General features: G+C 70.9%; 13 protein-coding genes. 3 read left to right on the top strand and 10 right to left on the bottom strand.

All coding sequences use genetic code 11. The features are described 5' to 3' along the window. Position 1: 1 nt before the first annotated feature. Positions 2-1,087, bottom strand: coding sequence for a tartrate dehydrogenase (locus LTV02_RS05135; RefSeq protein ID WP_233038757.1), 1,086 nt, complete (start codon positions 1,085-1,087; stop codon positions 2-4). Positions 1,088-1,222: 135 nt separating this feature from the next. On the opposite strand from LTV02_RS05135, the gene LTV02_RS05130 reads away from it, so the two are divergent. Next, positions 1,223-2,128, top strand: a complete 906-nt coding sequence (locus LTV02_RS05130) for a LysR family transcriptional regulator (protein ID WP_233038756.1) — start codon at positions 1,223-1,225, stop codon at positions 2,126-2,128. Here LTV02_RS05130 and LTV02_RS05125 read toward each other — a convergent pair. The 4 genes from LTV02_RS05125 to LTV02_RS05110 form a co-directional block, all read right to left on the bottom strand. After that, a complete protein-coding gene (locus tag LTV02_RS05125; RefSeq protein WP_233038755.1) occupies positions 2,122-3,384 on the bottom strand; it encodes a hypothetical protein in 1,263 nt (420 codons plus the stop codon). The genes LTV02_RS05130 and LTV02_RS05125 overlap by 7 nt on opposite strands. A 146-nt stretch (positions 3,385-3,530) precedes the next feature. Continuing rightward, a complete protein-coding gene (locus tag LTV02_RS05120) occupies positions 3,531-4,826 on the bottom strand; it encodes a diacylglycerol/lipid kinase family protein (RefSeq protein WP_233038754.1) in 1,296 nt (431 codons plus the stop codon). 12 nt (positions 4,827-4,838) lie between these two features. Further along, positions 4,839-6,275, bottom strand: coding sequence for a DUF2252 domain-containing protein (locus LTV02_RS05115; RefSeq protein WP_233038753.1), 1,437 nt, complete (start codon positions 6,273-6,275; stop codon positions 4,839-4,841). Positions 6,276-6,408: 133 nt separating this feature from the next. Beyond that, positions 6,409-7,377 (bottom strand): helix-turn-helix transcriptional regulator, encoded by a 969-nt coding sequence (locus LTV02_RS05110; protein ID WP_233038752.1) that lies wholly within the window; start codon positions 7,375-7,377, stop codon positions 6,409-6,411. A 168-nt stretch (positions 7,378-7,545) separates the two neighbouring features. Between LTV02_RS05110 and LTV02_RS05105 the strand changes: the two genes are divergently transcribed. Continuing rightward, positions 7,546-8,394 carry an alpha/beta hydrolase gene (locus LTV02_RS05105; protein WP_233038751.1) on the top strand — a complete coding sequence of 283 codons (849 nt, stop codon included), beginning with the start codon at positions 7,546-7,548 and terminating at the stop codon, positions 8,392-8,394. Positions 8,395-8,440: 46 nt separating this feature from the next. Here LTV02_RS05105 and LTV02_RS05100 read toward each other — a convergent pair whose 3' ends face one another. Next, entirely contained in the window at positions 8,441-8,740 is a 300-nt protein-coding gene (locus LTV02_RS05100; protein WP_067723167.1) for a DUF1540 domain-containing protein, read from the bottom strand. 88 nt (positions 8,741-8,828) lie between these two features. Between LTV02_RS05100 and LTV02_RS05095 the strand changes: the two genes are divergently transcribed. After that, entirely contained in the window at positions 8,829-9,824 is a 996-nt protein-coding gene (locus LTV02_RS05095; RefSeq protein WP_233038750.1) for an aldo/keto reductase, read from the top strand. On the opposite strand, the gene LTV02_RS05090 is transcribed toward LTV02_RS05095, so the two are convergent. From LTV02_RS05090 to LTV02_RS05075, 4 genes are all read right to left on the bottom strand, one after another. Continuing rightward, positions 9,788-10,096 (bottom strand): three-helix bundle dimerization domain-containing protein, encoded by a 309-nt coding sequence (locus tag LTV02_RS05090; RefSeq protein ID WP_233038749.1) that lies wholly within the window; start codon positions 10,094-10,096, stop codon positions 9,788-9,790. The two genes, LTV02_RS05095 and LTV02_RS05090, sit on opposite strands and share 37 nt — an antisense overlap. A 248-nt stretch (positions 10,097-10,344) precedes the next feature. Further along, on the bottom strand, positions 10,345-10,590 hold the full coding sequence (locus tag LTV02_RS05085; RefSeq protein WP_233041482.1) for a DUF1214 domain-containing protein: 246 nt from the start codon (positions 10,588-10,590) through the stop codon (positions 10,345-10,347). Between the two features lie 186 nt (positions 10,591-10,776). Further along, a complete protein-coding gene (locus LTV02_RS05080; protein WP_233038748.1) occupies positions 10,777-13,416 on the bottom strand; it encodes an AAA family ATPase in 2,640 nt (879 codons plus the stop codon). A 154-nt stretch (positions 13,417-13,570) separates the two neighbouring features. Beyond that, complete coding sequence (locus tag LTV02_RS05075; RefSeq protein WP_233038747.1) at positions 13,571-16,144, bottom strand: LuxR C-terminal-related transcriptional regulator; 2,574 nt, start codon at positions 16,142-16,144, stop codon at positions 13,571-13,573. Between the last annotated feature and the right edge of the window lie 84 nt (positions 16,145-16,228).

The raw sequence follows: 16,228 nt of genomic DNA, 5'->3' as shown, positions 1-16,228 counted from the left end.
CTCAACTCGCTGTTTTCCTCAGATGGGCGGTGATGGCCTTGCCGAGCGACGCGGTGGTGCCGACGCCGCCCATATCCGACGTCAGGGCCGTAACCCCTTGCGCCAGCACGGCTTCCACCGCGCCCAGTACCGCGGCGGCCGCCTCGTGTTCGCCGAAATGGTCGAGCATCATGGCCCCGCTCCAGATCTGGCCGATGGGATTGGCGATGCCCCGCCCGGCGATATCGGGCGCGGACCCGTGCACCGGTTCGAACAGGCTCGGAAACTCGTTCTCCGGGTTGATGTTCCCGCTCGGCGCGATCCCGATGGTGCCCGCGCAGGCCGGTCCCAGATCCGAGAGGATGTCGCCGAACAGATTGCTCGCCACCACCACGTCGAACCAGTCGGGGTGCAGCACGAAATTCGCGGTGAGGATGTCGATATGGAACTTGTCGACGCTCACCTCGGGGAACCCGGCCGCCACGGCCGCCACCCGCTCGTCCCAGTAGGGCATGGTGACGGAGATGCCATTGCTCTTGGTCGCCGAGGTCAAGTGCCGTTTCGGCCGCCGCTGCGCGAGTTCGAAGGCGTACTTCAGGATCCGATCGACGCCGGTGCGGGTCATCACCGTCTCCTGGACGACGGTCTCGCGGTCGGTGCCCTCGAAAATGCGGCCGCCGATGCTGGAGTACTCGCCCTCGGTGTTCTCGCGCACCACGTAGAAGTCGATATCGCCCGGCCCCCGGCCCGCGAGCGGACCGGCGATGCCCGGCAGCAGCCGCACCGGCCGCAGGCTCACGTACTGGTCGAAGCGCCGCCGGAATTGCAGCAGGCTCCCCCACAGCGAAATATGGTCCGGCACCACCTCCGGCCAGCCGACCGCACCGAAGAAGATGGCGTCGAAACGCCGTAGTTCCTCGAACCAGCTGTCCGGCAACATCTTTCCGTTCGCCAGGTAATAGTCCGCGCAGGCGTAATCGAACTCCTCGAATTCGAGGATGAAATCGAATTCGGCCGCGGCGGCCCGCAATACCCGCAATCCCTCCGGCACGACTTCCTTGCCGATGCCGTCGCCGGGAATGACCGCGATCCGATACTTTGCGCCCATCGTGATGAATCTCCTTCGCCCGCTGGATGTTCTGTTTGTGCGATGGATCACAACGGTAGGCTCCGATATCCCGGCGGAGATAGCGCTACGCGCGCAAGACAGCTTTGCCGATTCGGAAACAATGAGGAGGCTCCGGTGCGCGGCGGGCTCAGTGACGACATCGTGTTCTTCGACATCCTCGCCCGCTGCCGCAGTCTCACCGAGGGCGCACGCGAATTCGGCGTCTCGGTATCGGCGGTCAGCAAACGGCTCACCCAGATCGAGACCCGGCTCGGGGTGCCGCTCATCCAGCGCACCACCAGGCGGCTCGTGCTCACCCCCGAGGGCCGCCGCTATGCCGCCGGGGCCGCGCTGATCGCCGCACAATTGGAGGAGCTGGAGGATTCGATCTCCGAACAGCACGACGAGTTGCGCGGGCGGGTGCGGATGCGTTCGACCATCGGGCTCGGGCGCACCCATATCGCCGCGCTGGTCGCGGAATTCGTGACGGCGCACCCCGGCTTGCGGATCGATCTCGAACTATCCGCCGAACCGCTCAATATCGCGGGCACCGGTTTCGATATCGATATCCACGTGGGTCCGCTGCACGATTCCCGGCTCACCACCACGCGCCTGTGCCGGAATCGCCGGGTGGTGTGCGCCGCACCGGAATACCTGCGCCGGCACGGGCAGCCGGGCGATCTCGCCGAACTGGAACAGCACAATTGCCTCGTGCTGAAGGAGAACGACAGCGACTATTCACTGTGGCGGTTCGCGCCCGGCGGCACCGAGACGGCGGTTCGCGTGGACGGGAATCTGGTCAGCAACGACGGCGATGTCATCACCCGCTGGTGCGTGGAAGGCCAAGGGCTGGTGATGCGTTCGCTGTGGCAGGTCGGCCCGCTGCTGCGGGACGGGACGCTGGTCCAGGTGCTCGCCGATATCCCGACGCCCAGCGCCGACGTCTACGCCGTGTACGCACCCACCCTCCCCCGCCGCACGCGCGCCGTCATCGACCACTTGAAACACGGACTGCGGGAACGGATTCCGTACTCTTACTGATTCGCGAGCGCCGGCACCGCCGGGCGCATCCGGTGCAGGAAGAAGGCCACGGCCCCGCACCCGGCGGTGACCGCCACCGCCGCCCACCCCGGCGGCCAGGCGACCGTGCCCGACTCGAACAGGCGCGGGCCGCCGGAGGTGTCGAAGCGGCGGCGCACGGCGGCGGCCAGGATGGACGGCGCGAACAGCATGGCGATGGCCAGCGCGACGCCCGGAAACTGGCCCGGCACAACGGTTCCGAAGCAGTAGCCGCCGACCGCCGCGATCCCCACCGTCCCCACCACGGGCAGCATCGAACCGCCGTCGCCCGCCGTCACCGCCGCGAACACCGCCAGCACCACCGTCGCCGCCGCGGCCACCGTGGGCCGTGGCCAGCGCGCCCCCGCCCACAGTCCCGCCGCCACCGCCGCCACCAGCACCGGGATGGTCCAGCCCGGTCGCGGCGCGGCGCCGACCGCACTGCCCGCGGCGGCGAACGCGACCGTCAGGGCGACCAGGGTGCCGTCCCGGGCGGGCAGCAGCAGCGCGGCCACCAGGGTGGCCAGCACGGTGAGCGCGCCGCCCAGCAGGATCTGAACGGCCCAATGCGGATGGCTCACCGTCCATTCCGAGCGCAGCATGGACGCCGAGATGAGGACCAGCACGGCCGCGACGGGACGCATCGGGATCTCGCGGGGTTCGTGGCCGGGGACCGGCGTCCGGTTCCGCCAGGCGCACCAGCCCAGCAGCAGCGCGGCGGCGGCGATCAGCGGGAGCGGCGGCGGGGACACCAGCGCCCAGCGGACCATGGACCGCAATTGCTCGCCCGCGCCCGGCGGCGGTGTCCGACTGCCGATCACGATGCCCGACAGCGCGCCCAGCAGCAGTCCGGCGGTTTCGAGCGAGCGGCCGACCACGAGCGAAGCCAGCGCGCCCATCACCACCCCGCCGGTGATCGCCTCGGCATAACCGGAAGTGGTCAATCCGTCGGTGAGGCCGCGCGCCACGATCCGCCCGAGCAACAGCAGGGCGGTGCCGATGCCCGCCACCAGCCAGGTGCTGAACCGGGGCGCGACCCCGCACATCACCGCGCTCATCACGGCGGCGAGGGCGCCGGCCGCGGTGGCGAGCGGGAAGTTGGTGACCAGGATCTGCATTTCGAGCGCGGAACCGCCACCGAGCCAGCGCAGATCGATCGGCACCGTGACCGCGAGCCCGGCCACGGCCCCGGCCGTGCCGACCGTGACGGCTTCCAGCCGATTCCCCGATGCGATCATCAGTCGAACTCCTCCGGTAACGGCGGACGGTAATCCTCGAGTCCGTGCCGACCGTACGAGCCGGGCCGGCGGTGCGGCCTCACTCGATACGGGTGAACTAGACGGATGACCGGTCAGCGCGGCGTCACGGCGGCGGATTCGCGGCGCTACCGGCGGATTCGCGGCTCGCGCCCGATGGCGATATCGGTGAGCGCGCGCAGGCCGTCACCCGGACGCTGCTCCAGCACCGAGGGTGAAGCTCCGGGGTGACGCGGTGAGACGCGCACGCGCAGTGCGCGCGGGCGGATCCGGAACCGCAGCGGCGGCTCCAGCACCACCGATTCCCCGTCGATGCCGAGCGATACCGGCCGCGCCGCACGGACTTCGAATGCCACCGCGTTCCAGCGCCGCAGCCGACGCTCGCGGGCGCGCCGCGCGGAGTCGTCGGTGACGACCGCCACCCCGAGCCGGCCGGTGTCCAGGCGCGGGCGGGTGCCCGGTCCCACCGGCTCGCCGAGCCGATACGGGTTGTTGGACACCAGGATCGCGGCGGCCGAGGCGTGCACCGCGCCGTCGGGCGCGGTCCAGCGCAGATCGGTGGCCGCGCCCGCGCCGCCGAAAAGCGTTGCGGCCGTGTCGAGCAGGGTTTTGATCTTGGCGTCGCGGTAGGCGGGCCGGCGGACGGCTTCGGCGTACAGGCCCATCGAGACATTGTTGACGAAGACGCGGCCGTTGACCTCGCCGAGGTCCACCCGGTGCTCGCCGCCTGCGACGAGAGCGTGCAGGGCGCCGCGGATATCGTCGCGGTCCACGCCGAGATCGAGCGCGAAGTGATTGCGGGTGCCGGCCGGGACGCAGGCGAACGGGAGACCGTATTCGGCTGCGGCCGTGGCGATCACGGCCTGGGTGCCGTCGCCGCCGGCCGCGGCCAGGCCGTCCGCGCCCGCCGCGATCGCCACCCGGACCAGCTCCGCGAGATCGTCGCCGATCCGCATTTCCACGGTATCGATGCCGAGTTCGGCGGCGTGCTCGGCCAGACCCGCGCGGGCGGCTTTCCCATCGCCCGACCAGGGATTCACGAACAGCACAGGATGGCGCGGCGGCGGTGCGAGCGGTCGCCGCAGGACCGGGCGCAGGGCGATCCGCGCGGCCGCGTGCCACGCCAGCACGCCCGCCACCAGCAGCGCCGAGGTGAGCCAGCCGCGATCGCGCAGCAGCAGGAGCGCCGCGCCCGACAGTGCGAGCACCGCGACGAGTGCGGCGATCACGCGCCGAATACCGTTGCGCACCAAGGCGAACCAGCCCGCTACCAGCGCGATGGCGAGTCCGCAGCACACCCCGAGCCCGCGCGGGAACCGCTCGATCACCATCGCGATCGCCAGCGCCACGGTCAGCACCATCGCGACCAGTGCGATGATCGCCGCGATCCGCCGGGCGAGGGCGTCGGTTCCCGGAGCGCTCATCGGATCGCGCCGTCAGATCCCCGGCTGGGCGGGCACCCGGCCGGCGGCGATGGCATCGGCGAGCTGCCGGTGGTCACGTTCGTTCTGGTCGGCGTACGCCTCGGCGAACGCGCGCACCGCCCGATCGAAGGACCGGCCGGCCCCCAGGTAGGCCGCGATGGCAATGCGATCGCCGGATCTGGCGTGCGCCCGCGCCAGCGTCCACCCGCACAGTTCGCCGTAGGCCCGCATCCCGCGCGGCACCATGGCCTCCACCTCCGCCGAGCCCTTCCAATCCCGCAATTGCCGCACGTAGAAGTCCCGGAGCCGCCCGTCGCTGCCCGGCACCCGCACCCAGCCGAGGAAGATGTCGCTGACGGCCTGCATCAACCGCTGCCCGACCACGACGCGCTGCCCGCAATTGTCGAATTCGCTGGGTCCCGTGTACGCCTCGAGCACCGACGGCCCGGCCTCCTTGGCCTGCAAGAACAATGGGTCCAGGCCGGTGTCGCCGTCGTCGCCGAGCAGCAGCAGCATCCAGGACCGGGTGCCGACGCTGCCCACGCCGACCACCTTGCGCGCCGTATCGGCGAGCACGAACCGATCCAGCAGCAGGCGGCGTTCGGGGCCGAGACTGGCCCGGTAGTCCGCGAGCAGACAGCGCAGCCGCTCGCGCAGTTCCTCGCTCTCGGCCGGGTCGTCGAACAATTCCGAAATCGGCACCACCAGAGGCGGTTCCGATTCCAGGCGCACCCCGTCGTCGGTCACCACGGCGAAGCGTTCCAGCGCCCCGAGATTGTCCTTGCTCCGCGCTTTCGCCGAACTGCGCGCCAGGCGCTTGCGCTGGGCATGCCGCAGCCGCACCGCGGTCAGCGATTCCAGGCTGTCGATATCGGCGCGGGCGTACCAGACCTCCAGGGTCCCCATGTCGGCGAACCGCCGCATGGCCAGCCGGTACGCCCGCACCGCCGCTTCCACGATCCGCGCGCATTCCCCCGGCGTGAACTCGTTGGCCCGCCCGGCGATCTCCAGGCTGGTGGCGAGCCGTTTGACGTCCCACTCCCACGGTCCGGGCAGGGTCTCGTCGAAGTCGTTGATATCGAACACGAGCCGCCGCTCCGGCGAGGCGAACAACCCGAAGTTCGCCAGATGCGCGTCCCCGCACGCCTGCACCGTCAACCCGGTGGCCGGCGTTCCGGCCAGATCGCTCGCCATCGGCAGGGCCGCCCCGCGGAAATACGCGAACGCCGAGGCCGCCATCCGCCCATACCGGATGGGCAGCAACTCCGGAACCCGCACGGTCCCTTGCCCTTCCAGCAGCGCCAGGGGATCCGCGCGCACCCGCCCGGCCCGGAACTCGCAATGCCCGGATCGTGGCGCCACCGCTCGCGCGGCCTTCCCCAGCGCCACGCTCTGTTCCCGACTGGGCCGCACCGCCCGCTCACTACCGGGCATGGTTGTCCGTGACATCGACGGTCCTCGCAATCCGAGACGACGGGTTCCCGCTGGTGGCTTCCGAAATCCTCATCCAGTGGACTCCGCCGTCCGGCTCGGAGTGTCATCCGTAGCGGGTGAGAAAGCCGGTGCACCGACCCGGCGCAGCTCAGCCGGCCGCGCTTCCCGTCTCGCTGTGCGCCCACTGCCACGCCCGCGGCGACACACCGAACGCGGCACGGAAGCGCCGCGAGAAGTGCGCCGGGTTGACGAACCCCCAGTGCGCGGCGACCTGCCCGATCGGCGCGGCCCGCCCGTCGCGCGCCAGTTCCGCCCGTGCGCCCTCCAGCCGGGTCGTCATGATCCATTCCCCGATCGGCACGCCGTGCGCGGCGGACCACACGTTGTACAACTGCCGCACCGAGATGTGATGCGCCGCCGCGACCTGCCCGGGCGTGAGCGCCGGATCCCCCAGCCGCCGTTCCACATACGCGGTCAAGCGCACCGCCAGGCTCTCGCGCAGATCGTCGTGCTGCCCGCGGGTATCGGCCGCCGTGGTGATCAGCGCCCGCACCAGCTGAATCGTGGCCGACTCGACCATGATTCGCGCCGGCCCCGCCGGAATCTCGCCTTCTTCGCCGAGTGCGGCGATATGCGCGGCCACCAAGCCGTAGAGCGGGCTGGCCCGGAGCCTGGTCGCCGCCCTGCGCACGGTGTCGATCGGCAGCCCGAGCAGGGCGTAATCGAGGATCACCACTTTGGTGCCGCCGATGCCGCGCCATTCGTAGTCGGATGCGCTGGTGCCATCGGTCAATTCGAGGTCGCCCACCCCGACCACGTGCTCCACCCCGCAGTGTGCGAAGGTCGCGGGCGCCCGCAACTGCAGCCCGAGCCCGACCCGTTCCGGCGCGGCCGCGCGCACCTGTTTCGGCCCCCGGGTCACCCGCATGCCGGTGCCGTCCACCCGCGTCGCGTGCACCCCCTGGCCCAGATCCCACACGGTGAGCCGATGCCACAGCTCACCGCGATAGGGCGCGAACCGTTGAATCGCGGGTATCTCCCGATCGGAGAGCGCGGCGTCCACCGCGGCGACCCGATCGGCCCAGGGCAGCGACCCGGTATCCAGCAGCACGACCATGCCCCACCTCCGCATCGATCGTAGAACCTGTTCCGGCAGTGCAGAACCCGATCCGCGGCTGTTCCCACCGTGCACGATCCGGCCGGTACGCCGGCTCGCCGATCCGGGCGGTCCTACCGTGCAACCTCAGTGGACAACGAACGATCGTCCGGCCGGTTAGGAGTCACCATGACCACGTCGTCTATCGACGAACACACCCTGGAGCAGATCGCCCGCGCCAATGAGAGCGACCGGACGCCGGTCGTCTTCGTGCACGGGCTGTGGCTGCTGGCCAGCAGCTGGGATCGATGGGCGGAGCTGTTCACCGAAGCCGGGTACGCGCCGGTGACCGCGAACTGGCCCGATGACCCGGAAACCGTCGCCGCGGCGCACGAGCATCCGGAAGTGTTCGCGGGCAAGACGATCGGCCAGGTCGCCGACCATGTCGCGGAGGTCATCGGGTCCCTGTCGCGCAAACCTGCCGTGATCGGTCACTCCTTCGGCGGTCTGCTCACCCAGATCGTCGCCGGGCGCGGGCTGTCGCTGGCCTCCGTCGCGATCGATCCGGCGCCGTTCCGCGGGGTGCTGCCCTTGCCGATCTCGGCGCTGCGCTCGGCCGCACCGGTGCTGCACAATCCGGCCAACCGGCATCGTGCGGTGCCGTTGACCTTCGATCAGTTCCGGTTCGGGTTCGCCAATGCCGTTCCCGCCGAGGAAGCCCAGCAGCTGTACGACACCTTCGCCGTTCCGGCGCCGGGCGCGCCGCTGTTCCAAGCCGCGGCGGCGAATCTCAACCCCTGGTCGGAGGCCAAGGTGGACACCGGCAATCCCGAGCGCGGCCCGATGCTGATCATCTCCGGGGAGCAGGACAACACGGTTCCGCGCTCGATCTCCGAAGCCACCTACCACCAGCAGCAGAAGAACGCCGACGTCACCGAATTCGTCGAGATCCCGGGGCGCGGGCATGCGCTCACCATCGACAGCGGCTGGCGCGATGTCGCCGAGACGAGCCTGAAGTTCGTGCAGCGGTTCGCATAGCTGCGGGGCGACGGCCGACAGGTCGTCGCCCCGGCCCGCGGCGAGGTCAGCGGGTGCTGTAGGTCAGGCAGCGGGCGGCGTGCTCGCCCATGCCCGGGCCGACGCGAATGTCGCCGGCGGAGCATTCGAGGCCCTGATTGTGGGTGCAGTCGGCGCGCTGGCAGGCGCCGACCATGCTGGTCACGGTGTCCAGGCCGCCCTTGGTCGACAGGGCGATGAAGGTGCCGCAGTCGGCGCCGCCGTCATGGTCGGCGACATTGATGGCGTAGGCGTGACAACCGTCGTGGTTGTAGGAGCAATTGCTGACTGTGCATTCGCTGACGTGCGGCATTTCCATTGTGGTCATGTATGCCTCCGAGCATCTCGGCAGTCATGTGCAAGACATGACCAGAGTAGACCGGTCGGCATGTACGGGGTCGTGAAACGCTCTTGGCATGCCAGTTCCCAGTGCTTCCGGAGCAACCGTCCGTTCGTCGATCGCCCGATTCGGGTTGGGTACGGCCGCCGTGGGGCGGCCGGGGTACATCACGCTGGGGCGTGACCTGGATTTACCGGCCGATCGATCGGTGGCGGCCCTGCGGGCACGCACGCACGCCCTGCTCGATGCGGCGTGGGCGGCGGGCGTGCGGTACTTCGATACCGCGCGGTCGTACGGGCGGGCCGAGGAGTTCGTCGGCGAATGGCTCTCGGCGCGGCCCGAAGTCGCGGCCGGGGCGCGGATCGGCAGCAAGTGGGGCTACACCTACACCGCCGATTGGCAGACCTCGGGCGTGCCGGTGCACGAGGTCAAGGAGCACAGTGTCGCGGTGTTCGATCGTCAGATCCGGGAGACCCGCGCCCGATTGGGGCGGCACCTGGATGTGTATCTGATCCATTCGGTCACGCCGGACAGTCCGGCGCTGACCGACCCCGTGCTGCACGCGCGGCTGGCGGCGCTCGCCGCGGAGGGGGTGCGGGTCGGGTTGTCGACCAGCGGGCCCGCGCAGGCGCGGACGGTGCGGGCCGCGCTGGCCGTCGAGGTGGACGGGCAGCCGCTGTTCTCGGCCGTGCAGGCCACCTGGAACCTCCTCGAAACCTCCGCGGGATCGGCGCTGGCGGAAGCGGATTCGGCGGGCTGGCTGGTGGTGGTGAAGGAGGCCATGGCCAATGGCCGCCTGGCCGGCCGCAATGCCACCGGGTCCGATACCGCCGCGCTGCGCGCCGTCGCCGATCGCGTCGGGGCGCAGCGCGATGCGGTGGCGCTGGCCGCGGCCGCCGCCCAGCCCTGGGCCGGCATCGTGCTGTCCGGCGCGGCGACCATCGATCAGCTGGAGTCCAACCTCACCGCCGCCGCGCTCGAACTCACCCCCGCCGACCGCACCGCACTGGCGACCCTGGCCGAACCCGCCGAGACCTACTGGCGCACCCGGGCCGAATTGCCTTGGGCCTGAACCATACCGGGCAGCATGGACGACACCGTTCTCGGCGGAGTTCCGGGCGCGCCGGCGGCCGTGGGAGCGCGATAGGCCATCCGCCGGCGTAGCTGCCTTTCCGCGATCCGTTCGACCAGCAGCGGGATGAATTCCCGCACCCGGTGATCGACGAATTCGCGATGGATTCCGCGCACTTCCTCGCCGACCACCCCGGTCGCGAGGTGCGGGAATTTGTCGGCCAGCCGGGCGACGAGCTCGCGGATCTGCTGCTCCTCTTCGGACGCCGTCATGCTCTGGTCTCGCCTCCATACGCAACAAGTTGATACCGGCCCCGCCCTTCCCAGCGGCGCACGGCGGAATGGGCAACGGCCCGGGAACATTTCGAGTTTCCGGCCCGCTATTCGAGTGTCATGTCAACACCAGGGACTTTACCCCCGTGAATCCCTTTCTGGCACAACATGTCGCAACGTCGGCATGAGCCGTCCTCGACGACGACAATTGCGAGCGACAAATGAAATTGCAGTTGCAACAGAAGCTTTCAGGAGCGAAAAGTTCGCGAGCGCAGCAACATCTGAAACAGTGGCGTGCGACCGGGGGTGGCGCGGGAAATGCACGGTCCGCCGAAACCGTTGCGGCCCAGCCGGTACTCCGGTGCGTGCTGGACGGTTCGGACCAGGATGTCGACACGGCCGCCCGGGTTGCGGACGACCGGCTGCTGGTGTCCGAAAGAGTAGACGCCCGCGGCGTTCGGGATCAGGAAACCGCCGGCGGCGTAGGCGGTGATGGACCAGAAGGCATCGACCGGGGTGAACCCGGGCGCGCGGCGTTCGTATCCGTCACGGCATAGGTCATCGGCTCGCGGACCGCGGCGGGGAAACCGCAGGATGGTGGCACAGCGGAGGGCCGTCCGCCCCGTCGATGACCGATCACGACCGCCACCTGGGCGGCCCGTCCGCTGCCCAGCGGCCTGTCAGAGCGACAGCCGGAAGCCGTGTTCGAAATCGATGCCGGCCAGCTGTTCGCGCCGGGCCAGGCCCAGCTTCTGGAATACGCTCGACAGATGGTGCCCCACGGTGCGTGGGCTGATCAGCAGTCGCGCGGCGATCTCGCGATTGGTGAGCCCCGTCGCGGCCAGCTTGGCGACCTGGAGTTCCTGCGCGGTCAGCAGCGCCGGGGGCGCATCGGCCGTCACCGCCTGCCGGTCGCCCGCCATGGTGAGTTCGCGGGCGGCGCGCGCGGCCCACGGCAGCGCGCCGAAACCGTCGAAGACCCGCAGCGCGGCGCGTAGTTGCCGCTGTGCGTCCCGGCGGCGGCGGGCGCGGCGCAACCATTCGCCATAGGCCAGCCGGTACCGCGCATGCGCGAAAGGGCGTTGCACCGGCGCGATTTCGATGGCCGCCGCGAAGTGTGCGTCGGCCTCGGCTCCGGCGGCGAGCAAGGCCCGGCCCAGCTCGGCGTCGGCCCGCGCCCAGGCCGCGCCGGTGCGTTCGGCCTGCGCCACCAGGGTTTCCAGATACCGCCCGGCCAGGTCCGGCCGCCCGGACCGCACCGCCGCCTCGATCGCGTCCCCGGCGCTCAGTACCTCGATGGTCGGATGATGTGCCGGATGGCCCGGAGTGGCCATCGAGTCGAACAACTCGCGGGCGTCCTCGGTGCGATCCGCGCCGAGGGCATGCAATCCCCGGCACCAATACGCGGCCGCCGTGGACGGGAAATACCGGCGCGGTTCCGCGAATTCCAGCACCCGCCCAGCGAATTCGCTCACGGCGGCCGAGTCGCCCCGCAGCGCCGCGATGAACGCCATCGTCAGATAGGCGTCCGCCACGGTCTTGCGCCCGGTGAAATCCACCGCCAACCGCAAGGCCTCCGCGGTATCGGTCAGCGCGTCGTCCCACCGGCCGGTCACGAAATGCAGCCACGACCGCTGCCCCAGCGTGTACCCGAGCCAACTGATCGGTCCCTCGGTCCGCAGCCGCTCCAACCCGTCCCGATACAACGCCAGCGCCTGCACCTCGGTCCCGAGCAACATGGCGAGAGCGGCCACCGGTAACCGCCACGGCGGCAACGACTCCCCCGACCCACCGGCGGTCCGCTCCGCCGCGGCGAGTTCGGCGAGTTGAGCGCGGGACATCGGGTCGCCGACGACCCATTCGGCGCGGGTGACGCCGTGGCGCAGTTCGGCGCGGAACCTCGGCTCCACGCGGGCGGCGTCGCGGGTGAGGAGTTGGCGGGCACGTTCCGGATTGCCTTGGCCCAGTTCGAACATTCCGGCCAGGCCGCCGCCGGCGATGGATACTTCCTCCGGGTCGGCGCGGTCGCCTGCGGCGGTGAGGAGTTCGCGGGCGGTTTCGACGTCCCCGCTGTCCCACGCGGCTCGGGCGGCGCGGGACAGGCGGAAGGCGGCGGATGCGGTATCCGGGGAGAGGGCGGCGGCGCGGCGCAGGGTGCGGGCGGCGGTGATGAGACCGCCACGGGCCCAGGCGCGTTCGGCGGCGGCGTCGAGGGCGACGGCGATGGTCTCGTCGGGTTTGTCGGCGGCTTCGGCGAGATGCCAGGCACTGCGGTCGGGGTCGGAGTCGGCGAGTACGGCCGCCAGGGCGGCGTGGGCGGATCGCCGGGCGGACGGGTCGGCGGTTTCGAGGACTGCGGCGCGAATCAAGGGGTGGCGCACCGTAATTCGGCCTTCCTCGGCGCGCATCAGACCGGATTCCAGTGCGGCCTGCCAGTCATCGTCACAGACGCCCAGCGTGTGGGCCGCGCCGAGCAATATGGCGGTGTCGCCACCGTCTTCGGCGGCGGCCACCAGCAAGGCGGTGAATTGGCCCGCCGTGAGATGCCGGAATGCCACCTCGAAGGCGTCGCGCAGCCGCGGCCCCAGCTCCGGTCGCCGGTCGGCCGCCGGTCCGAGCTCGCGTCCCGCGCCCCGGCTCAGCTCCACCAGGGCCAGCGGGTTGCCGGCGGTGAGCCGCAGCAGCCGCCGCATCCGCAGGGGACTGAGGTTCGGGTTCTGCTGCGCTACCAGCTGTTCCGCGCTCACCCGGTCGAGTTCCGGCACCGGGAGCAGCGGCAGCGAGTGTGCCGGACCGGCCGTCCCGGGGTGGGCGGCGAACAGCATCAGGATCGGGTCGGCGGCGGTGCGCCGGGCCACGAAGGTCAGGCAGTTGCGGCTCGCGGCATCGAGCAGATGCAGATCGTCGACGATGGCCAGGACCGGCTGCCGTTCCGCGAGTTCGGACAGCAGCGTCAGCACCGCCACCCCGATGAGCAGCGGCCCGCCCTCCGGCTCGGCCAGCCCGAGGGCTCCGCGCAGGGCGCCGGCCTGCGCGGCGGGCAGTCCGTCGACCCGGTCCAGCACCGGCCACAGCAGCTCGTGCAGCGCCGCGAATGCCACTTCGGTCTCGCTGGGCACGCCCCGGCAGCTCAGCACCCGGAACCCGGCGGCGCGGGCGACGGCGTAGTCCAGCAGCGCCGTCTTCCCGATGCCCGGTTCACCGACCAGCACCAATGCCGCTCCGGCCCCGTCCCGGGCCGCCGCGATGAGCTGGTCGAGCCGGTCCTGTTCGGCTTTGCGGCCGAGCAGGCGCGGCGTCGCACCCGGCTGTCGCGGCATCGATCGAAACGCTCCCTTCGAATCGGGGCTTCCTCGGCGGCAGCACCATCATGCCCCAGCCGCCGGGCGGACATCCGTACCCCGAGCCTGGCCGCGCGGTGGGCGCGCCCGCCACGCGCCACGAGGGTGATGGTGCGAGCACGCCGCCCGTGACTCACAGCAGCCCGGCCGCCCGCCCGCGCGTGATGGCCTGGCCGCGACTGTTCGCGTCCAGCTTGAGATAGACGCTGCGCAGATGGGTCTTCACGGTGTTGATGGACACCCCCAGTTCGGCGGCGATCTCGGCGCCGGTGCGACCGGACGGAAGCTGCTGGAGCACAAGCAGTTCCGACTCGGTGAGGCCGGGCGCCGGAAAGTCGCGCACCGCCGCCGGATGGTGCCGGATCACCTCGGCGAAATCCTCACCGGCGCCGAATCGTCCGCTGTGGATATCGAGGAGTTCGATGGACATCGGATTGTTGAGCCAGGGCCGGATCACCCGTTCGGGCGCGGACAGCGTGAGCGCGGCCCGCAGCGCCTCGACCGTCTTGGTGAACGCGCCGAGCCGATGCTGGGCCTCGGCATAGAGCAGCCAGCCGGTGACGAGGGTCATCGGATGTGCCGAATCCCCGTACCACAGCAGGGGTTCCAGCACGGCGCGCGTCGAACGGGTCTGATGCGCGGCCGCGCTCAGCATGGCCTGGGCCACCGTCACCTCGGCGGTCTCGCCGAGCGCCTGCCGCGCCACCGCCACCGTTTCCGCCGCCGCCGAGATCTCCCGGGCCCGCGCCAGCCGCGCCACCGTGGCATCCAGCAGCAGGCCCGCGCCGGTGGGCGGTTGCGGGCCGCGGCGCAGCAGGTCGAGCAGACCGGTTCGCAAGGCGTGCAACGTTTCCCGGCCGCCGACGGCGATGACCGCCAGCAGCCGCCAGTCGATCTCGGTGGGCAGGGCGTCGGCGGGCATGCCGTGCGGGGTGGGCAGCCCCGCCGCGTCGGCCAGGTCGCCGATGATCCGCCGGTCCCAGTCCTCGCCCTGGATGACCCGGCCCATCGCGGCCGCGACCAGCGCCCGCTGGGTGTCCGGCGAATCCGTGATGCCTTGGCGGCGAGCGAATTCGACGGCTTCGTCGGCGAGCCCGCGCATGGCGGTGATCGACCCTTGATAGCCGACGGTGACCGCCAGCCGGGTCATGGCGAGCAGCATCAGGCGCGGGCGGGCGAAATGTTCGGCGATGGTGATGCCCGACTTCAGCAGGGCGGCGGCCCGTTCGAAGCGTCCCTGCAACAGCATGGCGGTGCCGTACTGCACGTAGACGTAGCAGTCGATATCGCTGCTGCCGGTGGCGGCGTAGGCGTCGAGGGGATCGAGGTCGGTCACGCCGGAGCCGGTGGTGACGGCGATATCGGCGGCGATGGCGAAGTCGAGTGCCGCGAGCCAGGCGGGCGGGGCGATCTCCGACGGCGATTCCGGCTGCCCGCCTTGGAAATCCGAGTAGGTGGCGGCCCGGCCGGCCGCGCCGCGGGTGAGGGCGTCGGTGATGCGCAGCCGCCACAGGTACGGGTCCTCGGCGAACGCTGAACCGGGTTCGGCCACCGTGTCGAACAGTTCCGGTCCGCGCCCGTCCAGGACCAGGCCCGCGCCGCGCGCCCGCAGGAACTCGCGCCGGTATTCGCGTTCGAGCTGCCGCAGCCGCCCGGCCTCTTCGGCATTGCGCTGTTCGAGTTCCGCCGCGAAGTAGGCCCGCAGCAGCGGATGGTAGGCGTACCAGACCTCCCCGGCGGCCGACCGGCGGGTGACCGGGATGCCGAGTCGCGGCAGTTCGCCGAGGATCTCGCGGGTGCGCCCGCCGTGCAGTGCCGTGGCGAGGTCCTCGGTGAATCGAGCCGAAATGCTGGTGCGCATCAGGAATTCGCGGGTGTCCCAGGGCAGTCCGGCCAGCACCTCACCGAGCAGGTAGTCCACCACCGGTTGCGCCGGCCGGGCCAGTTCGGCCAGCGCGGTGTCGGGATCGGGTGCGGCGGCCAGCATGATCGCCGCGATCCGCACCACCACGGCCCAGCCGCCGCTGATCTCGCGCACGCGTTCCAGCACCGCCTCGCCGGGTTCACAGCGATGCTGCCGGAACAGTTGCGCCACTTGCGATCCGGACAACTCCAGGTCCGTCGCGCCGATCCGCTCCAGCCGGTCGTGCACATGCAGTCCGTGCCAGCGCAGCGGCGGTTCGTGCCGGCCCGCGAGTACCACCGTCACCGTGGGCGGGGCGTGCCGGATCAGGTATTCGATCGCGGCCAGCAGGTAGGAATTGGTCAGCAGATGCGCGTCGTCGATCACCAGCACCGCCGGAATCGCCTGTGCCGCCAGTACTCCGGCGAGATGGGTCGCGTACTGCACGGGGGTGCCGGTGTCCGGCGGCGGGGGCGGGGTGCCGAGGGTCGCCGTCAGCGCCGCCGCCAGTTCGTCCCAATGCGAGGAGTCCCGATCGAGGGCCGGGGTCACGGTCAGCCAGGCGACCGCCGTATCCGGCGTGTGCGCCGTCCGCCGGGCCAGCCAGTCGTGCAGCAGGACGGTCTTACCGCTGCCCGCCGGGGCCGCCAGCACCACCACGCGCGCGCCGTGCGCCGCGGGACCGAACCGGTCATCGAGTTCCGGCCGGGCGACGGGTTCGCAATGCGGGGCCGGTATCCGGCACAGCTGCGAGCGTTCCAATATCGAGCGGGGACAAGAAGTTGTTCGTTGTGAGGTGGTCATCGAGCCTCCGGACCGAATGCCGACCCATCACAACCGCCGCTGGCAACGCTACCGCAAATACCAGGTCGTGGACGATGCGATGAA

The organism is Nocardia yamanashiensis (genome assembly GCF_021183565.1).
In the GTDB taxonomy this organism is placed as follows: Bacteria; Actinomycetota; Actinomycetes; order Mycobacteriales; family Mycobacteriaceae; genus Nocardia; species Nocardia yamanashiensis.
This window is presented reverse-complemented; position numbering and strand designations above follow the sequence as displayed.

Bases quoted from the DNA above. Each gene is read 5' to 3' on its own strand.
- LTV02_RS05135 (WP_233038757.1), bottom strand. From the start codon at position 1,087: ATGGGCGCAAAGTATCGGATCGCGGTCATTCCCGGCGACGGCATCGGC.
- LTV02_RS05125 (WP_233038755.1), bottom strand. From the start codon at position 3,384: ATGATCGCATCGGGGAATCGGCTGGAAGCCGTCACGGTCGGCACGGCC.
- LTV02_RS05120 (WP_233038754.1), bottom strand. From the start codon at position 4,826: ATGAGCGCTCCGGGAACCGACGCCCTCGCCCGGCGGATCGCGGCGATC.
- LTV02_RS05115 (WP_233038753.1), bottom strand. From the start codon at position 6,275: ATGTCACGGACAACCATGCCCGGTAGTGAGCGGGCGGTGCGGCCCAGT.
- LTV02_RS05110 (WP_233038752.1), bottom strand. From the start codon at position 7,377: ATGGTCGTGCTGCTGGATACCGGGTCGCTGCCCTGGGCCGATCGGGTC.
- LTV02_RS05105 (WP_233038751.1), top strand. From the start codon at position 7,546: ATGACCACGTCGTCTATCGACGAACACACCCTGGAGCAGATCGCCCGC.
- LTV02_RS05100 (WP_067723167.1), bottom strand. From the start codon at position 8,740: ATGACCACAATGGAAATGCCGCACGTCAGCGAATGCACAGTCAGCAAT.
- LTV02_RS05095 (WP_233038750.1), top strand. From the start codon at position 8,829: ATGCCAGTTCCCAGTGCTTCCGGAGCAACCGTCCGTTCGTCGATCGCC.
- LTV02_RS05090 (WP_233038749.1), bottom strand. From the start codon at position 10,096: ATGACGGCGTCCGAAGAGGAGCAGCAGATCCGCGAGCTCGTCGCCCGG.
- LTV02_RS05080 (WP_233038748.1), bottom strand. From the start codon at position 13,416: ATGCCGCGACAGCCGGGTGCGACGCCGCGCCTGCTCGGCCGCAAAGCC.
- LTV02_RS05075 (WP_233038747.1), bottom strand. From the start codon at position 16,144: ATGACCACCTCACAACGAACAACTTCTTGTCCCCGCTCGATATTGGAA.